Here is a 20,459-nt window from a genome sequence, read left to right as displayed (position 1 = left end):
TGATTTAGCCAAAATTATTGATGTTAAAATTAATAAAATCTATAGATTAGCTTCTTTAACCCGCAGACAAAAAAATAGTTTAAAACAAGTCGCTTAATAGGCCTATATGGTTACTTTTTATATGACTTCCCAATTCCTTACAGGGTTACATTTCTTAATGACTTGACAGGGTGAGAAGGGATAAATTACGATGATTTCTTAAACCAATCTATGGTGTTCTTTAGGCCTTTTTCAAGAGGGATTGCCGGCTGCCACTTTAGAAGTGTTTTTGCTTTGGTAATATCAGGCCTGCGGACTTTGGGGTCATCTACCGGAAGGGTTTTATAAACTATTTTTGATTTGCTGTCCGTTAATTTTATTATTATTTTTGCCAGTTGAGTAAGGGTAATTTCATTGGGATTTCCTATATTAACGGGTGAATTCGCTTTAGAAACTAAAAGTTTGGATAAACCGTCTATCAGGTCTGAAACATAACAAAATGATCTTGTTTGAGTGCCTTTGCCAAAAACTGTAACCGGTTTGTTATTAAGCGCCTGATTGATAAATTCCGGGACTGCGCGGCCGTCGTGTTTACGCATTCTGGGGCCGTAGGTATTGAAAATCCTTACGATCCTTACCGGCATTTTGTGATATCTGCCGTAGGCCATAGTCATGGCTTCTGCGAACCTTTTGGCTTCGTCATAAACACCTCTTGGGCCTATGGGATTAACATTTCCCCAATAAGTTTCCGGCTGTGGGTTTACAAGAGGGTCTCCGTAAGTTTCACTGGTAGATGCGAGCATAAAGCTTGCCTTTTTTTCTTTAGCCAGGCCAAGAACTTTATGAGTCCCTAAGGCGCCGACTTTTAAAGTAGGAATAGGAAATTTAAGATAATCAATCGGGCTGGCAGGCGAAGCGAAATGAAGGACAGCATCAATTTTCCCAGGCACGTGTATATAATTAGTCACATCATGCTTGATAAATGAAAATCTGTCATTTCCAAATAAATGTTCAATATTTTTTATATTTCCGGTTATGAGGTTGTCCATGCAAATAACAAAATGTTTCCTGGCTAAAAAGTAGTCGCAAAGATGGCTTCCAATGAAACCTGCCCCGCCGGTGATCAATATTTTCATTTTATTTACCGATTCCTTTGAAGATAAAACCCAGTTTTTTCATTTTCCCAGGGTCATATACATTTCTTGCATCAATAAGGATTGATTGTTTTAAGATTTTTTTAATTTTCTTAAAATCAATATTTTTGAATTCTTCCCAGTCCGTAAGAAGCAAAATACAGTCAGCTGATTTGCATGTTTCTTCAACATTTTTACAATATCGGATATAGGGCATCAGTTCTTTAGCCTTGGCCATGGATTGAGGGTCATAAGCTTTTATTTTGGCCCCTTTTGAGTTTAATTCGTTAAGGATGTCTATTGAAGGAGCCATGCGCATATCGTCAGTGTTTGGCTTAAAAGCCAGGCCCAGAACAGCTATTGTTTTATCTTTGACGATCCAGAGCGCATCCTCAACTTTTTTTGCTATATTTTTCTTTTGTTCCTCGTTTATTTTTTTTACTTCATGTAAAAGCCCAAAATCGTAACCTACTTTTTTAGAAATCCAGTAAAAGGCTTCCAGGTCTTTAGGAAAACAAAAACCGCCAAAGCCTGGCCCGGCATCAAGAAAGGCCCTTCCTATCCTTTTATCAAGGCCCATGCCATGTGCAACTTTGGTGACATCTGCTCCTACTTTTTCGCAAATGTTGCCTACGGCATTAATAAAAGATATTTTCATGGCAAGAAATGAATTTGATGCATGTTTAATTAATTCTGCACTTTTAATGTCTGTCACTACGATCGGCGCTTTTATCGGTTTATATAATTCTGTAAGTATCTTTTCGGCCTTTTTTGACGAAACTCCGATTACAACACGGTCAGGGTTTAAAAAATCATGTATGGCCGTTCCTTCTCTCAAAAACTCAGGGTTTGAGGCTACGTCGAAAGCTGCTGCGGATTTTTTTGATGAATTCCGTTCTATGGTTGTTTTGACCCACTCTCCGGTTTCAACAGGGACTGTTGATTTATCTACAACGAGTTTATAGCTGTTCAGGTTGCCTGCAATTTCAGTTGCCACACGTTCTACATTTGAAAGATCAGCGCTGCCGTCGTCGCGCGGAGGCGTCCCCACGCAGATGAAAATGATTTCAGATTTCAATACACCTTCTTTAATGCTTGAAGAAAAAGAAATCCTGGTTTTGTTTTTTTGCAGGAGTTTATCCAGGCCGGGTTCGTAAATAGGAATTTTTCCTTTTTTTAACGACTCAATTTTTAATTTGTCGTTATCTGTCAAGATAACTTTATTGCCCAGTTCCGCAAAACAGGCCCCGGAAACTAATCCTACATAGCCTGATCCGATAATGCATATTTTTTTCATAATGATTTGAAATACTCCAGGGTATTTTTCATTCCTTCTTTAAATTCAACCTGTACTTTGTATTTTAGCATTTTCTTTGCCTTAGATATATCAGCAAGCGTATGTTTTACGTCGCCCTGCCTGGATGAAATGTGTTTAACCTTCATTTTTCTGCCTGTGATTTGTTCAATTATTTTTATTACTTCTAATAAAGAGTAATTCTTTGCGCAAGCTATGTTAAAAATTTCGCATTTCACATTGCTTTTAGCGGCAAGGATATTTGCTTGAACTACGTTTTCAATATATGAAAAATCTCTCGACTGTTTGCCATCGCCGTGAACTTCAGCCACTGTATCTTTTAGCCCGGCATTAATGAATTTCGGTATTACTACTGCGTAGGGCGACTCTGGATCCTGCCTGGGCCCAAAAACATTAAAATATCTGAGCGATACAGTATTAAGCCCGAAAATTTTTGAAAAGACCCTGCAGTAATGTTCACCTGTTAATTTTGAAACAGCGTAAGGAGAAACTGGCGCAGGGATTTGTGTCTCAACCTTTGGCAACGCGGGATTATCTCCGTAAATTGAGGACGAAGAGGCGTATACAAATTTTTTTATTTTGTGTTCTTTTGATAGGTTCAATAATAGTAATGTTCCGGATACATTTACATCATTTGATGAAATTGGGTCAGCTATAGACCTGGGGACTGACCTTAAGGCCGCCTGATGAAGGACATAATCAACTTTTTTAAGGGCGAGATGTACGTCCCGTTCATTTCTAATATCGCCTTTGATTATTTCTGCTTTGTTTGCAACGTTTTTAAGGTTTTCTTTTGAACCGGTACAAAAATTGTCCAGGATCCGGACTTGCTGTCCTTGTTTTACTAATTCATCAGCTATATGCGAACCTATGAAACCTGCGCCGCCTGTTATCAGATATAAGCTCATTATGCGGTCCTTTTATACGATGAAATAAAATCTTTTGTGGCTTCCTGCCAGGTCCTTATCGGTTTAAAACCTTCAAGCTGCCAGAAATAGTTTTTTAAATATGATTTTTGGGGCCTCTTGGCTATATACACATCTTCAGGTTCAATTAAATTCACCTTGGCGGATTTTCCTGTTAACTTGAATATTTCCTTAACCTGCTCTTCCCTGCTGGTTTTTCCTGAATTTGTTATATGGTAAATTCCATAGGAGGGTTTTTCAACGAGTAGTGAAACTGCCTGGGCTACATCTTTGGTATAAGTAGGCGACCCCCACTGGTTTTTTACAATTTTTATTTCCTTGTTTTCAATTGCGGAATTAATCACGAATGAAACAAAATTATTTCTGCCCTTTCCGAAAAGCCACGCCACCCTTAATATATAAAACTTATTAAGCATGTGTTTTACGTAAAATTCAGCCCAGTATTTTGATTTTCCGTAAACATTTATAGGATTTGTTTTGTCCTGCTCGCAATAGCCTTCTTCCGGCGGGTTAACGCCGTCAAATACATAATCAGTGGAAATATGGCACAAGACAGCGTCGAATCTCTGGCAGGCCGTGCAGATATTCCTGGTACCGAGCGCGTTTATCCTGAATGCCAGGTCCGGGTTTTTTTCGCATCCGTCTACGTCCGAATAAGCGGCGGTATTGATTACCAGTTCCGGGTTGAGCCTGGATATTTTTTCATAGGTGTCTTTCTGGTCGGTTATATCAAAAACTAACCACTGCTTTTCAGGAATAAATTCGGGCCTTGCGCTTATATCGCAGCCGTAAAGCTCATGTTTTTCATTGAAAGCATCCCACACGTCCCTGCTGAGCATTCCGCTTGCGCCTATTAATAAAATCTTCATAATTTGTAGTTCTTTTTATAGAATTCCTTAAAATCTTTTTGCTTCTTTTTTATTTGTTCCCACCATTTGCGGTTTTTTACATACCAATTCACGGTTTCTTCCAGGGCAGTTTCAAAATTGTATTTTGGCTTCCATCCGAGTTCTGATTTTATTTTTGAACAATCAATTGAATACCTTCGGTCGTGCCCGGCCCTGTCAGCTACGGGTTTAATAAGAGATTCGGGTTTGTTCATCAAATTGAGCACCATTTTGGTGATCTCAATATTCTGCATTTCTTTTCCGCCGCCTATATTGTAAATTTCACCTGATTTGCCTTTATGTAAAACTATATCAATAGCCTCGCAGTTGTCAATTACATACAGCCAGTCCCTGACGTTTTTGCCGTCGCCGTAAAGCGGCAGTTTTTGATCTTCAATTGCATTTGTTACAAATAAAGGAATTATCTTTTCAGGATACTGGAAAGGCCCGAAATTATTGGAAGACCGCGTGATTATTCCAGGGAAATTGTAGGTTTTTACGTAAGCTCTAACCATCAGGTCCCCGGAACTTTTGCTCGCAGAATAAGGGCTATTGGGTGAGATGGTGCTTTGTTCAGTAAAAGAACCCTGGTCTGTGCTCCCATAAACTTCATCGGTAGAGATTTGTATGTAGCGTTCTATAGCGTATTTTTTTGAAGCTTCTAACAGGGTAAATGTGCCGAAAACATCTGTTTGTAAAAAGCTGACAGGTTCATGAATCGACCTGTCTACATGGGTTTCGGCCGCAAAGTTTACAATGCAGTCAATTTTTTCATTTTGAAGTAATTTATCGATTACAGGCGCATCACAAATATCTGCTTTAACAAATTTATAATTAGGATTTTTTTCAATGTCTTTTAGATTGTCGAGGTTGCCTGCGTAGGTGAGTTTGTCGAGATTTATAATCTTGTATTTGGGGTACTTGTTGATAATATGCCTGATAAAATTGCTGCCTATAAACCCAGCTCCGCCTGTTACTAATAGTTTCATTAAATTACCACCCTTTTTTTGATTTCCAGGGTTCATAAGGCACTTCATCCGTGTTTAACGGAAAACGAAATTCATCAGGTTTTTTACGGTTATATAATTTGGTCGGCATATTCATTATCCAGGAAGGTTCATCGCCAAAGGTTTCAAACCCGTGGATAACGCCTTTAGGTATGCGTAAAACACTCGGCTCTTCCGCAGTAAGGATATATTCTTCAACCTGATTATAAGTTTTTGATTTTTTTCTTTTGTCGCACAAAACAATTTTTGATTTTCCCCTCAGCACACAGAAAAAATCTGTTTGCAGTCTGTGGAAATGCCAGCCCTTGACCCATCCGGGAGCGCATACTGTTATGTAACATTGCCCGAATTTTTCGAATAGCTCGTCATCAGAACGCATAATTTCAAAGAGCTGGCCTCTTTCATCTTTATGCACTATGAGTTTTTTAAGAACTGCTCCTTCTATCATTTTAATCTCCCTGGTTTGCGCGAGCTTATAATTCAATACAGCTTGAGTCGCCTACCATAATCCTATAGGCCTGCGGTTTCTTTCCGCTTTTGACTATTCTTACATTTTGGCCTATCAGGCTGTCTTCTATCCTGGCAACGTCCGAAATGACCGAATTCTCCAAAATAATAGTGTGTTCGATTTCGCTGTTTTTAATTTCGCAATTAAAATAAACCGAAGAAAAAGGGCCTATATAGGAGTTTACAATTTTAGTATTTTCGCCGATTATAGCCGGCCCGCGGATAATTGAATTAACAACTTCTGAACCTTTTTCCAGCACAACACGCCCTTCGATTTTGGATTTCTCATCTACTTTACCATTTATTTTTTGTTCCATGGTTTCAAGAACAAGCCTGTTTGCCTCAAGTAAATCTTCAAGTTTGCCCGTGTCTTTCCACCAGCTTGTAACAATACAGGGCTTTACATTCAGTCCCTGTTCTACAAGGTACTGGATAGCATCAGTAATTTCTAATTCATTCCTTTTGGAAGGTTTTATAGAGTTAACTGCTTTAAAAATGTTTTTGTCAAAAATGTATACTCCTGCCAACGCTAAATCTGACGGCGGATCCTTGGGTTTTTCAATAAGTCTTATAACTTTTCCGTCTTTTAATTCAGCTACGCCGAAGGATGAAGGATTTTTTACTTTAACTAACATTATTTGAGCGTTAGGTTTTGTTTTATTGAATTCTTGAACTAGTGAAATTATCCCGTCTCTCAGCAGATTGTCTCCCAGATACATTACGAAATCATCGCCTTTAATGAATTTTTCAGCAATTTTTACAGCGTGGGCCAGGCCTGAGGGAGCATCTTGCTCGATATAAGTTACTTTAAGGCCGAATTTGGATCCATTTCCTACGGCGTTCATGATTTCATTTTTTGTATCGCCGACAATAATGCCCACTTCTTTTATTCCGGCCTGGGCAATAAATTCAAGCCCGTAAAAAAGGATAGGTTTATTCGCTATAGGTACCAATTGTTTTGCCGAAGTATGTGTGATAGGCCTTAACCTTGTTCCCTTGCCGCCTGATAAAACCAGTGCTTTCATACTCTTTCTCTCCAATAATCCAACAGATCTCTCATTGTTTTTTCAAAAGGAATTTCAGGTTTCCATCCGGTTTGTTTGCAGAATTTTGTATTATCGCCGAGAAGAATAAGTACATCTGAAGGCCTCATCCTGGCCGGTTCCTGTTTGACTGTCACTTTAGCTTTGGAAAATGAAAGCAGCATATCAAGTACTTCCTGTATCGCCCAGGTTTTTCCGCTGCAAATATTGTACACCTCGCCCGGAGTGCATTTTTCAGTGGCTATCCAATAAGCTTTCACCATATCACGTACATCGGTAAAGTCGCGTTTTGCATCGAGGTTTCCGACGTAGATGACCGGTTCCTTTTTGTTTTTTTCTATTTCCGCAATTTGTTTTGCAAAGTTTGATGTTACGAAGACTTCCCCGCGCCTGGGCCCGGTATGGTTAAATGCCCGGGTACGTATTGCTTTTATTCCATAGCTTTGATGGTATTGATAGCCTAAATAATCCTGACCTACTTTACTCACAGCATAGGGAGAAAGAGGCCTTAAGGGGTTTGTTTCTTTGATAGGAACTTCGTTTTCAAGAACCATTCCGTATTCTTCGCTTGAACAGGCAAGTTGAATTACTGGGTCAATGCCTGTGTTTCTTACGGCTTCAAATATGTTTAGCTGGCCGATAATGTTGGTTGTGAGGGTTTCCTGAGGAGCGTTCCAGGATGTCGGAACAAAAGATTGGGCGGCAAGGTGAAATATTTTATCCGGTTTTATTTTTTTAATGGCTTTTTCTACGGAAACCATGTCGCGGATATCACATTCAATCAAATTTATTTTATTTGTAAAATGTTTTATATTGTCTATTTTGCTGCGCCAGCGTTCAACACCATGGACCTCAACATTTCCTAAACCTAATAAATACTCCGCTAAATGGCTGCCTGCAAAACCCGTGAGCCCTGTAATTAAAACTTTCATTGAATTCCTCCAAAAGTGGTTTTAAAAGACGAATAATTATAATAATTTAATCTAAATGTGTCAAATCACGATAAGAGCGCATTTTTTTCTTTTCGGAATGAAATTTTTTGTCCTGTAGCATTTTTTCTTTTGCTCTTTTTGATCGTTTACGTTTTTGCCTGCGGATTTTTTCAATTTTTTGCCGTTCATCGCTCCTGCGGCCTAAAACAAGCTGCTCAATTTTATTTACTAATATCCGCCTGGCAAGAAACCGGTTAAGCGCCTGGGACCTTTCCTGCTGGCATTTTACCTCAATACCTGTAGGTATGTGGTGCAAATAAACGCAGGTAGCTGTTTTGTTTAAGTGCTGGCCCCCTTTGCCTCCGGAGGTAATAAATTTTTCTATGATGTCTTTTTCAAAAATGCCTAATTCCTGCATTTTTTTGGCAAGGAAGTCTTCTTTATTTGGGTTTACTCCGTAATTGTTCATAGTTTATTGTATCAAATTTGACTGTGTTTTCAAAACTTTATAGAATACAAGTCATGAAGATTATTTATTTTGATGAAGTTAATTCTACCATGGATATGGCAAAAAAGTTTGAGCGGGCGGGCCATCCGGAATGGACTATTGTAACTGCAAAAAAACAAACAAAAGGCAGGGGCCGATTTGGCAGGAGGTGGGTTTCTCCTATAGGCGGGCTTTATTTTTCTGTAATTTTGAAACCACGATTTGTTCCAAACGATACAGCGAAATTAACTCTTATCGGCGCTATGAGTGTAACAAAAGTATTAAATAAACTTTACGGCCTGCCAGCTAAAATTAAATGGCCCAATGATATTCTGGTAAAAAATAAGAAAATATCCGGTGTATTAGTTGAATCTGAAATGAGCCAAAATAAAATAAAATGGGCTGTGCTCGGGATAGGGATTAACGTGAATACTGATATTAAAAATCTGAAGAATTCGAAACTTGCCTGCACGTCCGTAAAACATGAATTTAAAAAAGAAGTCAGCGAAAAAAAACTGCTTAAAGAAATTTTGTCAGAGATCAAGAAAAACTACCTTCTGATCAATCCAGCCTGTTAAACAGAACCATTGTCAATTTTAAATTTTGTTTTTTTAAGGTAAACGAGAGCATCGTAAGGGATGTTCTGTTTCCCCATTATCGGCAGGTTTGTTAAGGTGGGGCCGTGGCAGTCGCTGCCGCCTGTTATAAGCAGATTAAATTCTACTGCCAGGTCCATAAATTTTTGCTGTACTGAAGGAGAATGTTTTGAATGCCAGGCCTCGATTCCGCAGAGCCCGTAACTGATAAGGTCTTTAATGAATTGTTTATCCGTTAAATTTCCGTAGTTTGGATGAGCCAGCACGGGTATGCCTTTGACTTTTTTTATCAATTCAATAGCTTCCTGCGGTTCCATGTGGTGCTTGGATACGTAAGCAGGCCTGTTAAAAGCCAGATATTGCAGAAATGCCTCTTTTGTATTTTTTACATAGCCTTCTTCTATCATTCGATTTGCAATATGAAGCCTGCCGATAGCTTTATCTTCATTTGACTTGTCAAATATTTTATCCCGGTTCAAGTTGATATTTAACTGCGAAAGTTTTGCAAGGATTGTTTCTGCTCTTTCCTTTCTTGTTTTTCTGAATATTTTTAATTTTTCCTGAAAAGCCGGGTTTTGCCAGTCAATGTAGTATCCAAGAATATGCATTTCACCCACGGACGAATCTTTTAAATCAACTGACAATTCGATCCCGGGTATTACTTCAACCCCTCTTCTTGCGCCTTCAATTACAGCCGGTGTAATTCCATCCGTAATGTCATGATCAGTTATAGCAATGGCGCCAAGCCCTATTTTCTGGGCATGTTTTACAGCTTCCTGCGGAGTGAAATTGCCGTCAGAAAAGTTGGTGTGGACATGAAGATCGATAAACAGGTCATTCATCAATTTGCTCGGTATCTATAGAGTTTAGAATACTGTACAGTCAAAAATGAACTAAGGGGTACGCCCCACTCTTTACGGTTATTTAAGAGATTTGTTTTTTCCATGTTATTTGTCTGGTTTACAATAAATCAGCTGCAAGGCCGGCGAGCTGGCTTCTTTCAGAATGTGTGAAATTGAGGTGCCCGAAGATTTCCTGCCCTTTGAACTTTTCAACCAGGTTAGTAAGCCCGTTTGATTCTGCGTCAAGATAAGGATTATCGATTTGAAGAGGGTCCCCTGTAAGAACAATCTTTGTTCCCTGTCCTGCGCGGGAAATTATTGTTTTAATTTCGTGCGGGGTTAGGTTCTGGGCATCGTCGATTATAATAAATTGTGAAGGCAGGCTTCTGCCGCGTATAAAAGTGAGGGCTTCAATTTCAATCATACCGGATTCAAAAAGATAATTTACGGCATTTTCCAGAGGCTCGTTATTTTTTGAAGTTTTATCCATGAGGAAATCCAGATTGTCGTAAATTGCTCCCATCCAGGAAGTCAGTTTCTCTTCTTTGGTCCCGGGTAAGAAGCCAATGTCATGCCCCATCGGCACTACAGGCCTTGCTACCAGCAGGTGCCTGAACTGTTTTTCTTCTACGACTTTTTGTAATCCGCAGGCCAGGGAGAGCAATGTTTTGCCAGCGCCGGCGACTCCGATTAATGTGACCAGCGTAATTTCGTTGCAAAGCAAAAGTTCAAGGGCAAATTTTTGCTGGATATTTAAAGCTTTCATGCCCCAGGGAGTAGGATTTTCGTGAAATAGAGGTATAAATCTTTTATTTTTTGGGGCATACTTCACAACAGCAGTTTTGTTAAGGTTGGAACTGTCTTTTAAAACAAATAACTCATTTGCAAAAATGTCTCTCTTTAATTTAACTTTATTTCCCGGCAAGTATTTGTTCTTGTGGAATAAATCAAAATCTTCGGGAGTGATTACAGCTTCCCCCCAGCCGGTATAGAGTTCATCAAGTTTTACTTTTTCCTTTTCATAGTCCTGGGCGATTATTCCGAGGGCTTCCGCTTTTATGCGTAAATTAATATCCTTTGAAACAAAAATAACTTTGTCGCCGTTTTTTTGTAATAATGTGGCAGTCCCTAAAATTCTATGATCGGCTTTAGAACTCAAAAAATTATACTTCAATGGGACATCTTCGTCAATCTGTACCTTTAAGGTGCCGCCGTTTTCGAGTTTTATTCCTTCGGAAATTTTCCCTTTCTTCCTTAGCCCGTCAAGGATTCTGGATATAGCCCTGGCGTTTCTGCCGCGTTCATCGCTGACCCTTTTAAAGTTATCGAGTTCTTCCACTACTGTCATAGGTATGACAATTTTATTGTCCGCGAAGCTGAATAGGGCTTTTGGGTCGTGAATCAGTACGTTGGTGTCTAACACGAATGTTTTCATATTTTTAGCCCCATTCCAGCGAAGAAAATCAGGTTATATGAGTCATCGGTAAGCCCTATATAAGGGCTGAAATAAAAATCGAATAAATCGTTGCTTTGGTATTTAATGCCGGGGGCCAGATACAATTCGTTGAAATAACTGGCAGGAATAGTTTGGCCGTTGATTTTTGCTGGAGCATGATTGATGCCTTTTAGGGAGCCATAGATTTCAATATCATCGCTTAACGTATATTCTCCTCCCAGGTTCCAGTGGAATTCATTGCCGGGTTTTGCGTCATCTGGGTTTTCTGTGTGAATTTCATAACCTATCAACAAATGTCCTTTTACTTTCCTTATAGTTTTTTGAATAATCCAGTCAAAATTAATCCCTATGCCGCCAAGTCCGAGATTCTTTCTATAGTCTGCTGTTGGAAGGACAAAACCAAATTCTCCGGAAATGCTGGGTTGTTGCTTCCCATCCTCTTTCATGAAGTTGTATTTCAAGCCCGTGCTTAAATCACTGACTCCTGTTTCTGAACCGTAAGAAGCGGCTCCTAAACTGGTGGCAAATTCCGCTTTTTCAAATGGTGAATAAGTAAATACGGCGGGAAGAGAAAAAGAATCGATTAGTCTTTCATCCGAAGAAGTAGTCATGTCTAGTGAAATATCATAACTGTCTTTTCCGATAATATTCGTATCAATGCCCGGTTTCCATTGTTCTATAAAGTTAACCCGCGCTTCGATCACTGAGGAAGATAAAATGAGTAAAACAGCTGCTATAAGCCTGGATTTTTTCATTTATTGACAGGTTTTAGTTCAAGATAAGAGCTTTTATAACCCCTATCGTTTTGAATCGGAGGTTTTCTGTTATTCGGATCAAGTATTACTTTACCGTCTATTAAATAGTTGTAAGCGTAACTTCCCTGCCTCAATTTCTTCGAAAGCTCGTAAGTATTCTTTTTGGTTTTGGATAAACGCTCCGGGGCCCAGTTATTAAAATCTCCTATGATTTGCACTGATTTAGCTTTTGAGGATTTATATTGAAACAATATATGCCTCAGTTCAGAGCCGGATCCCTGGTTTTTCTTTTCTATTTTTCTATCAATAAATTTTTCGGTATATTTCCCCTGCTGTTCTGGTTCTTGTTTTGTTTCTTGCGCGTTTTCCTTGGCGGTATCAGATGTTTGCGAAACAGGCTCAAGTTTTTTTTCGGAAGTTTTTGAAGTAACGATTTCAAGGGTCTGCAGGGTTTTATACTTTTCATAACGGTTATAGATAACCGAAAACGCAAAAAATATAACAACAAGATTTACGACTAAAATGAAAACCAGATTTTTTTTATCCATATTTTTCCTCTAGGCCCGCTTCCAATATATGTTTTAGAAAAGCGGGTGATGGGAATCGAACCCACGTCTCGAACTTGGGAAGCTCACATTCTGCCATTGAACCACACCCGCAGTTTAATGATTCTATAAAATTAGAGCTCAAAAATCAAATAAACTACTTTTTCCAGGCTGTAATTTCTACCTCAACCAGAGCGCCCAAAGGCAATTTAGCCTGTATGGTTGTCCTTACAGGCGGCGGGTCGAATGTAAATATCGAATTATATATTTTGTTGAATTCCGGAAAATCCTTTAGATCAGATAGAAATGCGTTTACTTTGATTACGTTTTTAAAGCTCATTGCGTCCGCTTCAAGAACCGCTTTGATATTTTCAAAAACCCTGTTTGTTTGCGCTACTATTTCTTCCCCTGTTATTTTATTTGTTTCCGGGTCTAAAGGAATTGCCCCTGCGAGATAAAGCGTGTTTCCAATTTTTAGCGCCTGGGAATATCTTGCGGCCGGGCTAGGTGCTTTATTTGTTTTAATAGCTTTTTTGTTCATATGTTTTTGCTCCTTTACAAATTTTCTCTTTAATCGGAATTTGCACTGCTGCCCGCTGTTATTTTTGGTAAAGCATAAAACGGTAAGACTTGAAAATCTTGAAATTTTCAGCATTTCTTGTTCTGTTGAAATACTTGCGTGTAATTTTGTCTAATTTTTTCCTGAATTTCCATTTAACGATTTTTGACAGTTTCGGAAATTTGATATCAAGATAATTCATAACTGATTCCCAGACAGGAATGCCTACGGTTGTAAGAAAATCATCAACAAGTTTAAGATTTGGAGCGGTTTCATTGGTAATATCGATATCTTTGACTAATTTAAATGGGTATCTTGCTATCGTTTCATAGAATTTCGATAAGTGGTGGCCGCCGCCAAGCGGGCTGTCACCTTTAGCGTCCGTTTTGAAAAAGTCGCTTATTATTAAATATCCGCCTTCATTTAATAATTTGATGTTGTTTTCCAATGCTTTTTCTATGTCAACATATTGAAAGCTTTCGCTGAACATTATAAGGTCATATTTGTTTTCTGTTTGTAAATATTCATACTTGCATTCAAAAATTCGGCTTTTATCACCTAATAACTCGCGGGCATATTTAGTTAAAAGCTTGCTTGGAGAAACACCATCGACTTTATAACCCAATGTCGTAAGTTTGTAGGCTAATTTACCTATTCCGCAGCCGACGTCCAAAACATTTTTTACGTTTTTAGGAATGTTAGAAACCAGAAAGTTTGCATAATTTTCCTGAGCTTTGGCTAAATTGGATATATCCACTTCCAGGTCACTGGTCCAGTAGCCGTAGTGGAGATGGTCTGTTTTAAAAAAGTATTTGCTTAGGATTATGCCCAGATCCAGGCCTATTTCTTTAGAATCAGCTTTTTTACGTTTGCTCATTTAACTTCCTCCAATTTTTCTTTATAAGTTTTATTGCCTGTTCTGTAGTATCTGTTTTGCCGGTCATCTGAGATTCTTCAACGAATCTGATAATTTTGCCTATTAAAGGGCTTGAAGGAATCCTGAACTTTTTCATTATCATATAACCGTCCACTAGTTTTGGCTGGCTAATTTTTTGCTTGTACTCGAAAAATCGCCTTGAGAATTTGTTTATAAAGATAGTATGAAGCTCAATTTCTTTCGGTTTTGCTGAAATACCGATATAAGACATTCTGTCAGCCAAAGATAAAAGCAGTAAATCAATCGTTTCGTCTCCCATATTCCGGAAAAATCTATAGGCCGCTTTTGGGCTTAAAGTTCCTTTATGGAAACTTTGCGCTACGTTCCCCGGCCTCATATGTGTTTTAACCAATTGTTCGGCAATCTGAATTTCCTTATTGCTGAAACGGAGTTTTTGCATTATTTTTTTTATTTTTTTTGCGCCTTCGGATTCATGGTTGAAGAACCTTATTCGGCCGTTGATTCTTGCAACGGTCTGCGGTTTGGCGACATCATGGAAAAGCGCGATGAATTTTAACAGCGGCAGCCTGGATGAAATATGACTGAATATTTTTGCAGTCAGGTCCGGGTCAAAGCCTGATTCCAAAGCCGTTGAGTTGACTAGTTTTTCAAAGCTTGCCAAGGAGAGCTTAGAATGCTGCCATAAACCTTCCGGATGAAAATAGAATTTTCTTGAACTCTTTTTCATTGCAGCTATTTCCGGGAATAAGGGTTCTAATAACTTGTTTTTATCAAGTTCGTAAATATATTTTGTTGAATTATTTACGAAAAATATTTTTAAAAGTTCTTCCCTTACCCTTTCTTTTGCAGGTTTTGATATGAGTTTTGAATGTTTCTTTATCTGTCTTAGTGTTTGCGGCAGGATATCGAAATTAAGTTCAGCAGAAAACCTGAAAGCCCTTAGCAGTCTTAACGGGTCGTCAATAAAGTTTTTTTCAGCTATTGAACGGATTATTTTTGCTTTAAGGTCAGCAATCCCGTTATAAGGATCAATCATATTATCAAGGCTGTTGAGCGGCGCAGCGACAGCATTTATAGTAAAATCGCGGCGGGATAGGTCTTCATTGATGTTTTTGCCTGACATGGCTGAAAAATCCAGAGTAATCATTTGTCCTTCGGGCCCGGATTTTATTACAATGCGGTAAATACGGTTTACATCATCGAGTGTTATTACCCTTGAACTTAAACGTTTCGCAGACCGCTTTGCGAGTTCAAGTACGTTTCTATCTACGACAAAATCAATATCAGTGGTTTGTTTGTGCAGGATTGCATCGCGCAAAAATCCTCCCACAATCCAGACTTTTTGGTTTGATTTTTGTTCCTTTATGATTGTTTGAATTATTTTGTTCAACTTACGCCCCTAAGTTTCGGGTCCAGGGTGTCTCTCAGGAAATCTCCGAAAATGTTCATTGCAAGTATCAGAAAAAACATTGCTCCGGTTGCGCCAGCCAATTGCCACCAGACGCCGCGCGCAAGTTCCACTTTAGCGTCGTTTATCATTATGCCCCAGCTCGGTAAATCCTGCGTGCCCAAACCGAGGTAGGATAAAATAACTTCTGATTGTATGGCGTAAACAAAACGCAGCGAGAAATTGATTATAACAATATGAAACACATTCGGCAATATGTGAATGAATATCTGCCTTGTTTTTCCGGCTCCTAAAGCTTTAGCGGCCAAGACATATTCTCTTTCGCGGTGTTTTATAAATTCGCTTCTGATAAGACGGCACAGAGAAACCCAGGTTGTCAGCCCGATAGCCAGATAAACCGCGTACAATCCCCGGCCCAGGACTAAACTTAACGCGAGGATAAGCAGAAGCCCTGGGACTGAATCAAGCGTAGTATAAATCCAAACAACAAATTCATCTATTTTACCGCCGAAATATCCTGATAAGGAACCTAAAAAAACGCCGATAGGAATTGCTATAAATGAGGAAACTATTCCTACGGATATTGCGACCCTTGAGCCGTGAACTATTCTTGAAAAAACATCCCTTCCGAGATAGTCAGTTCCGCAAATATGATGTGCAGACGGCGACTGGTAGCTTTCAGCGTAGTTGGTTTTGTCGTAATCTCTGAATATCAGCCCTATTTGGGCAAAAAAGGCTATCGCAAAATAAATAACTATCACTACCAATGATATTTTTGCTATCCAATCTGTTTTTAGTCTTTTTGAAAGTTCGCTGAACATTTTTACCTTAGTCTTACCCGCGGGTCAACCAGTGAATACAAAATATCAGAAAGTGTATTGAATATTACATAAAGTATTGCGCCTGTGAATGTCATTACTTTTACTATCGGAAAATCTGAATTGGATATTGCATTGATAGTCATATTGCCGAGCCCTGGAATTCCGAAAAAGTTTTCCAGCAGTAAAGAGCCAGTGTAAAGATACGGTATGACAATAACCAAAGCCGTAATTATTGGTATCATTGCGTTTTTAAGGACATGTTTGAACATGACTCTTTTTGGGCTAAGCCCTTTCGCGTAGGCAGTGCGTACATAATTTTGGTTTACTTCATCGAGAATTACGGTTCGAAAGAACCGCACATCGGAACCAAGGGAAGTTACAATCCATATAATCATAGGAAGCATAAGATATTTCAAACCATCAAACCCGTACTGGAAACCTGATATCGGGAATAGTCCCATTCTGTAGGCGAGCATATACTGGCCGCCGATAATGTAAGCAAGGATACTGATGCTCATCCCAAGAACGCTTGCAATAACCGTAAACCTGTCCAATAACGTGTTCCTATAATATGCGCAGATTAGTGCGATTACCAGCGCTAAAAAAACACCGATGAAAAACGAAGGCACAGCCAGTGAAAGCGACGGAATTATCCCATCCATAATCATCGTGCTGATTTTTTGTTTTGTGGCGTAACTTCTGCCGAAATCAAATGTTACAATTTGTTTGATGAAGAATAAAAACTGGGAGTCAAACGCTTTTATGATTTGCCCTTCGGGAAGCGCTTTGAAATCAATAAACAGAGGCTTGTCAAAGCCGTATTCATGCTCGAATTCTTTTATTTGTTCCTGCGAGGCGTGTTTACCCAGCATCTGATAAACAGGATTGCCACCGACCACGTTAAATAATATGAAAGTGATCAGGACTATTCCAAAGATTATAGGAAATGAGTACAAAATCCTGCGAATTATGTAATTTAGCATTAGAATAATTCTTTGAGCATTTTTGCGCGTTCCTGCGTGTCTATTCTTAAATATTTTGCTGTGCCTGAAGCAACATCATTCGGCTTATAATTTTTAATCCATTTATAATTAAGGGCAAAGGATAATCTATGCGCGCCCAAAGCCCAGGGGCATTCTTCAACGATTATTTTAACCATCTGCTTATAAATTCTTGTCCTTTCCGGCGAAGGATTCATAGTGCTGATTTTTTTGTAAAGTTTGTTAAATTCAGGATTGTTAAAGTTTGTGTTGTTGGGGCCGGGTGCGCCATTGGGCCCGTAAAAAAGCTGTAAGAAATTTTCTGCGTCCGGATAGTCAGCGGCCCAGGCGAGCCCAAAAATCTGCGCGCGTTTTGTGTTCATTTTCCCCAAAAATTCAGGCCAGGTATTGAAATTGATATTTATTCTTATCCCGATTTCTTCCATTTCCTTTTTAAACATTTCAGAAATCTGGCGCGAGGTTGTGTCGGATCCGCTTGCTTCAAAAGTCAAAGGCGGCAAGCCTTTCCCGCCCGGATACCCGGCTTCAGCCAGGTATTTTTTCGCGAGAGAGAGATCATGGTTTTGAAACTGGTTTTTAAAATCGGGGTCATAACCGTCCAATCCCGGTGGAATAGGCGTTTGTGCGGCTATAGCGCGGCCGTTGTAAAACAATTCGATAGTTTTGTTGATATCACAAGCCAAACATATAGCCTGGCGCAATTTTTTGTTTTTGCCGAGAATAGGGTCTTCCATGTTAAATCCGGTGTAAGTAGTATCCAGAGAAGGAACTTTCCAAAGCTGGATTCCCTTTTTTGCCAGTTCAGGGACCAGTTCTTTTGCAGGTGAAATTGCGCTGCTATAGTTATCTTTTGGAATTCCGGAGCGGTCAATTTCTCCTTTCAGGAAATTCAGCCACATGGGCTGTTGCTCTAAAAATATTGTGTAAACGATTTTATCAATAAAAGGAATTTGTTTTCCTGAATCGTTAAGCAGGCCGGCTGATTTGTCATTTTCTTCGCCTTTAGAAGGGTAATATTCTTTTCTGTAGGCAGGGTTTTTTATAAAAACAATTTCAGAGTTTCTTGTCCAATGATCCAGTTTATAAGGCCCGGTACCTACCGGATGATTGATAAACTCTTGTGCATAAAAATTTACCGCTTCTTGAGGTACTGTGGCCGTGTATGTCATGGTGAGGATGTATAAAAATTGCGGGTAGGGTTTTAAGAGTTTTACCTTTAGCGTATATTTATCAACAGCTTTAAGCCCGCTGATTTCTCGGCTATAATCTGTAGATGTTTTTGATTTTTCCCTGAATTCATTCAACCCTTCAATTTTATTATCAAATACCCACCAGCCGGTTGAACGGTTTTTTACATCAGCAATGCGTTTGAATGAATAGATAAAATCATCCGCTGTGAGTTCTCTGCCTTTGCCATTTGTTTCTTTAAAGCAGGAATCATCCTGGAAAACAACACCTTTTTTGATTTTAAAAGTATATATTAGGCCATCAGCAGAAATTTCCGGCATGCTCTCAGCAAGGCAGGGTTCAACCTTATAGGGCCGTTCAAGATAGGCATATTGCATTAAGGGTTCATAAATTTGTGACATAGCAGTATTTGAGTAAAGGTCTTCTGAATATGCCGGGTCAAAACCTTTTATGTCGGTTGGCATTGGCAGGCGGATTGTGTTTTCTGTAATTATTTTTTTACCGCACCCGGTGAAAATGAAGAATAATAACACTAATGACACTATTATTTTATTAGTATGCATGAAACTTTATGGCCTCCTCCGATATCTTTTAATTCTTGCGGCATTTCTTTACACTCAGGTTTTGCTTCAGGGCATCTTTGATAAAAAGAACAGCCTAAAATGTCGGTAACGGCTGGTTTTTCATCCTCTGCTTTGCCTAATTTGTGTTTTTCCGGCACGGAGGATAACAAAAGTTTTGTATAGGGGTGCAAAGGATTATTAAAAAGCTCGCCGCTTTCACAGAATTCAACTATTTTGCCAAAATACATTACCGCGATTTTGTGGCTGATATACCTTACAACGCTCAAATCATGCGAAATGAAAATATAGCCTAAATTGAATTTTTTCTGTAAATCGATTAACAGATTGATGATTTGAGCCTGGACAGAAACATCCAGCGATGAAACTGGTTCGTCGCAGATAATATATTCCGGCTGTAATGCGACTGCCCGGGCTATGCCTATTCTCTGGCGCTGGCCGCCGCTGAATTCATGCGGGTATCTGTCAATCAGTTCTCCTGAAAGCCCTACTAAGTCCATCAGTTCTTTCGCTTTTTCTTTGATTTCTCTTTTTTTGATTTCCGAATGGATAATCAACCCTTCAGTGATAATTGAGGATATTTTCATTCTTGGATTGAGCGAGCTGTACGGGTCCTGAAAAATTATTTGCACTTTTTTGTGGAAATCCTTCAAATCGGCATCATTTAATTCAAAAACATTTTTATCATGAAACAGGACTTCGCCTGCGGTAGCATCCATCAGTTTTAAAACAGTTCTTCCCAAAGTTGTTTTGCCGCAGCCAGATTCACCCACAAGCCCGATGGTTTCTTTTCTATCTACTGAAAAAGAAACGTCATCAACCGCTTTATTGAAAGCGGACGGTTTCGAAAACATATTTGCCAGGACGTTTGTTTCCCTGACCGGGAAGTATTTTTTAAGATTTTTTATTTGGAGCATATAAATGACAAGCTGTTTTCTGGGTTCCTGTTATTGTTTCCAGTTTCGGTTCAACTTTTTCGCAGATATCCATTTTAAATTTACACCTTGGGTGAAACTTGCATCCTTCAGGCAAATCCCAGACCTCAGGAACCCTTCCGGGAATTGTATCCAATCTTTTTCCTTTGCCTCTCATTGATGGAAGTGTCTCAAAGAGTCCTTTTGTGTAAGGGTGCAAAGGGTTTGAATATATATCAGCACTTTCGCCGTGCTCGATTATTCTGCCTGCGTACATAATTGCCATTTGGTTGGTTAAATCTCTCAATACGTTTAGATCATGTGAAATGAATATTACGGATAAGCCCATATCTTTTTGCAAATTGGCTAAGAGGTCCAGTATCTGCGCCTGGACGGTTACATCAAGGGCGGTTGTTGGTTCATCGGCTATGAGCAGATTTGGTTTGCAGGCAAGCGCCATTGCGATCATGGCTCTTTGCTGCTGGCCGCCGGAAAGTTCATGAGGGTACTGGTTAAATCTTTGCTCTGCCGATTGTATCCCGACTTTAGAGAGCATGTCAATGGTAATTTCTTTTGCTTTGTTTTTTAACTCCGGCGTGTGAACTTCTATAGTTTCGGCGATTTGGTTGCCAATTGTGAAAACAGGGTTAAGCGAGGTTTGGGGGTCCTGGAAAATGAT

General features: G+C 39.2%; 22 protein-coding genes and 1 tRNA gene. 1 reads left to right on the top strand and 22 read right to left on the bottom strand.

Annotated elements, in window-relative coordinates; genetic code table 11:
• Positions 1 to 185: 185 nt before the first annotated feature.
• From KKH91_06580 to KKH91_06540, 9 genes are read right to left on the bottom strand one after another with little or no spacing between them, the layout of a single operon-like run.
• Positions 186 to 1,115, bottom strand: coding sequence for an SDR family oxidoreductase (locus KKH91_06580; GenBank protein ID MBU0952467.1), 930 nt, complete (start codon positions 1,113 to 1,115; stop codon positions 186 to 188).
• A 1-nt stretch (position 1,116) separates the two neighbouring features.
• The gene (locus KKH91_06575) at positions 1,117 to 2,409 is read right to left on the bottom strand and encodes a UDP-glucose/GDP-mannose dehydrogenase family protein (GenBank protein ID MBU0952466.1); all 1,293 of its coding nucleotides are present in this window, start codon (positions 2,407 to 2,409) and stop codon (positions 1,117 to 1,119) included.
• Positions 2,406 to 3,335, bottom strand: coding sequence for an SDR family oxidoreductase (locus KKH91_06570; protein MBU0952465.1), 930 nt, complete (start codon positions 3,333 to 3,335; stop codon positions 2,406 to 2,408). Before KKH91_06570 ends, KKH91_06575 begins: the two co-directional genes overlap by 4 nt.
• Positions 3,335 to 4,222, bottom strand: coding sequence for a dTDP-4-dehydrorhamnose reductase (gene rfbD / locus KKH91_06565; protein MBU0952464.1), 888 nt, complete (start codon positions 4,220 to 4,222; stop codon positions 3,335 to 3,337). The genes KKH91_06570 and rfbD overlap by 1 nt, the downstream gene beginning before the upstream one ends.
• The gene (gene rfbB / locus KKH91_06560; protein ID MBU0952463.1) at positions 4,219 to 5,229 is read right to left on the bottom strand and encodes a dTDP-glucose 4,6-dehydratase; all 1,011 of its coding nucleotides are present in this window, start codon (positions 5,227 to 5,229) and stop codon (positions 4,219 to 4,221) included. Before rfbB ends, rfbD begins: the two co-directional genes overlap by 4 nt.
• Positions 5,230 to 5,233: 4 nt before the next feature.
• Positions 5,234 to 5,695, bottom strand: coding sequence for a dTDP-4-dehydrorhamnose 3,5-epimerase family protein (locus KKH91_06555; protein ID MBU0952462.1), 462 nt, complete (start codon positions 5,693 to 5,695; stop codon positions 5,234 to 5,236).
• Positions 5,696 to 5,720: 25 nt separating this feature from the next.
• Positions 5,721 to 6,779, bottom strand: coding sequence for a glucose-1-phosphate thymidylyltransferase (locus tag KKH91_06550; protein MBU0952461.1), 1,059 nt, complete (start codon positions 6,777 to 6,779; stop codon positions 5,721 to 5,723).
• The gene (locus KKH91_06545; protein MBU0952460.1) at positions 6,776 to 7,729 is read right to left on the bottom strand and encodes a GDP-mannose 4,6-dehydratase; all 954 of its coding nucleotides are present in this window, start codon (positions 7,727 to 7,729) and stop codon (positions 6,776 to 6,778) included. Before KKH91_06545 ends, KKH91_06550 begins: the two co-directional genes overlap by 4 nt.
• Positions 7,730 to 7,775: 46 nt before the next feature.
• A complete protein-coding gene (locus KKH91_06540) occupies positions 7,776 to 8,198 on the bottom strand; it encodes a peptide chain release factor-like protein (protein ID MBU0952459.1) in 423 nt (140 codons plus the stop codon).
• A 53-nt stretch (positions 8,199 to 8,251) separates the two neighbouring features.
• Between KKH91_06540 and KKH91_06535 the strand changes: the two genes are divergently transcribed.
• The gene (locus KKH91_06535) at positions 8,252 to 8,794 is read left to right on the top strand and encodes a biotin--[acetyl-CoA-carboxylase] ligase (GenBank protein MBU0952458.1); all 543 of its coding nucleotides are present in this window, start codon (positions 8,252 to 8,254) and stop codon (positions 8,792 to 8,794) included.
• On the opposite strand, the gene KKH91_06530 is transcribed toward KKH91_06535, so the two are convergent.
• The 13 genes from KKH91_06530 to KKH91_06470 form a co-directional block, all read right to left on the bottom strand.
• Positions 8,791 to 9,654, bottom strand: a complete 864-nt coding sequence (locus KKH91_06530) for a PHP domain-containing protein (GenBank protein MBU0952457.1) — start codon at positions 9,652 to 9,654, stop codon at positions 8,791 to 8,793. The genes KKH91_06535 and KKH91_06530 overlap by 4 nt on opposite strands.
• Before the next feature lie 118 nt (positions 9,655 to 9,772).
• Positions 9,773 to 11,089 (bottom strand): PhoH family protein, encoded by a 1,317-nt coding sequence (locus tag KKH91_06525; GenBank protein ID MBU0952456.1) that lies wholly within the window; start codon positions 11,087 to 11,089, stop codon positions 9,773 to 9,775.
• Positions 11,086 to 11,865, bottom strand: a complete 780-nt coding sequence (locus KKH91_06520) for a transporter (GenBank protein ID MBU0952455.1) — start codon at positions 11,863 to 11,865, stop codon at positions 11,086 to 11,088. The genes KKH91_06525 and KKH91_06520 overlap by 4 nt, the downstream gene beginning before the upstream one ends.
• Complete coding sequence (locus KKH91_06515; GenBank protein ID MBU0952454.1) at positions 11,862 to 12,413, bottom strand: glycogen-binding domain-containing protein; 552 nt, start codon at positions 12,411 to 12,413, stop codon at positions 11,862 to 11,864. Before KKH91_06515 ends, KKH91_06520 begins: the two co-directional genes overlap by 4 nt.
• A gap of 40 nt (positions 12,414 to 12,453) precedes the next feature.
• Positions 12,454 to 12,524, bottom strand: a tRNA-Gly gene (locus KKH91_06510).
• Between the two features lie 43 nt (positions 12,525 to 12,567).
• Entirely contained in the window at positions 12,568 to 12,951 is a 384-nt protein-coding gene (locus tag KKH91_06505) for a Rid family detoxifying hydrolase (GenBank protein MBU0952453.1), read from the bottom strand.
• A 58-nt stretch (positions 12,952 to 13,009) separates the two neighbouring features.
• A complete protein-coding gene (locus KKH91_06500) occupies positions 13,010 to 13,846 on the bottom strand; it encodes a class I SAM-dependent methyltransferase (protein ID MBU0952452.1) in 837 nt (278 codons plus the stop codon).
• Entirely contained in the window at positions 13,833 to 15,257 is a 1,425-nt protein-coding gene (locus KKH91_06495) for an HD domain-containing protein (protein ID MBU0952451.1), read from the bottom strand. The genes KKH91_06500 and KKH91_06495 overlap by 14 nt, the downstream gene beginning before the upstream one ends.
• A complete protein-coding gene (locus tag KKH91_06490; protein MBU0952450.1) occupies positions 15,254 to 16,096 on the bottom strand; it encodes an ABC transporter permease in 843 nt (280 codons plus the stop codon). The genes KKH91_06495 and KKH91_06490 overlap by 4 nt, the downstream gene beginning before the upstream one ends.
• 2 nt (positions 16,097 to 16,098) lie before the next feature.
• The gene (locus tag KKH91_06485; GenBank protein MBU0952449.1) at positions 16,099 to 17,079 is read right to left on the bottom strand and encodes an ABC transporter permease; all 981 of its coding nucleotides are present in this window, start codon (positions 17,077 to 17,079) and stop codon (positions 16,099 to 16,101) included.
• The gene (locus KKH91_06480) at positions 17,079 to 18,848 is read right to left on the bottom strand and encodes an ABC transporter substrate-binding protein (GenBank protein MBU0952448.1); all 1,770 of its coding nucleotides are present in this window, start codon (positions 18,846 to 18,848) and stop codon (positions 17,079 to 17,081) included. Before KKH91_06480 ends, KKH91_06485 begins: the two co-directional genes overlap by 1 nt.
• On the bottom strand, positions 18,830 to 19,720 hold the full coding sequence (locus KKH91_06475; protein ID MBU0952447.1) for an ATP-binding cassette domain-containing protein: 891 nt from the start codon (positions 19,718 to 19,720) through the stop codon (positions 18,830 to 18,832). The genes KKH91_06480 and KKH91_06475 overlap by 19 nt, the downstream gene beginning before the upstream one ends.
• Positions 19,721 to 19,760: 40 nt before the next feature.
• The coding region (locus tag KKH91_06470; GenBank protein MBU0952446.1) for an ABC transporter ATP-binding protein at positions 19,761 to 20,459 on the bottom strand (699 nt) is incomplete at its 5' end.

This window comes from Elusimicrobiota bacterium, assembly GCA_018816525.1.
Taxonomy (GTDB): domain Bacteria; phylum Elusimicrobiota; class Endomicrobiia; order CG1-02-37-114; family XYA2-FULL-39-19; genus OXYB2-FULL-48-7.
This window is presented reverse-complemented; position numbering and strand designations above follow the sequence as displayed.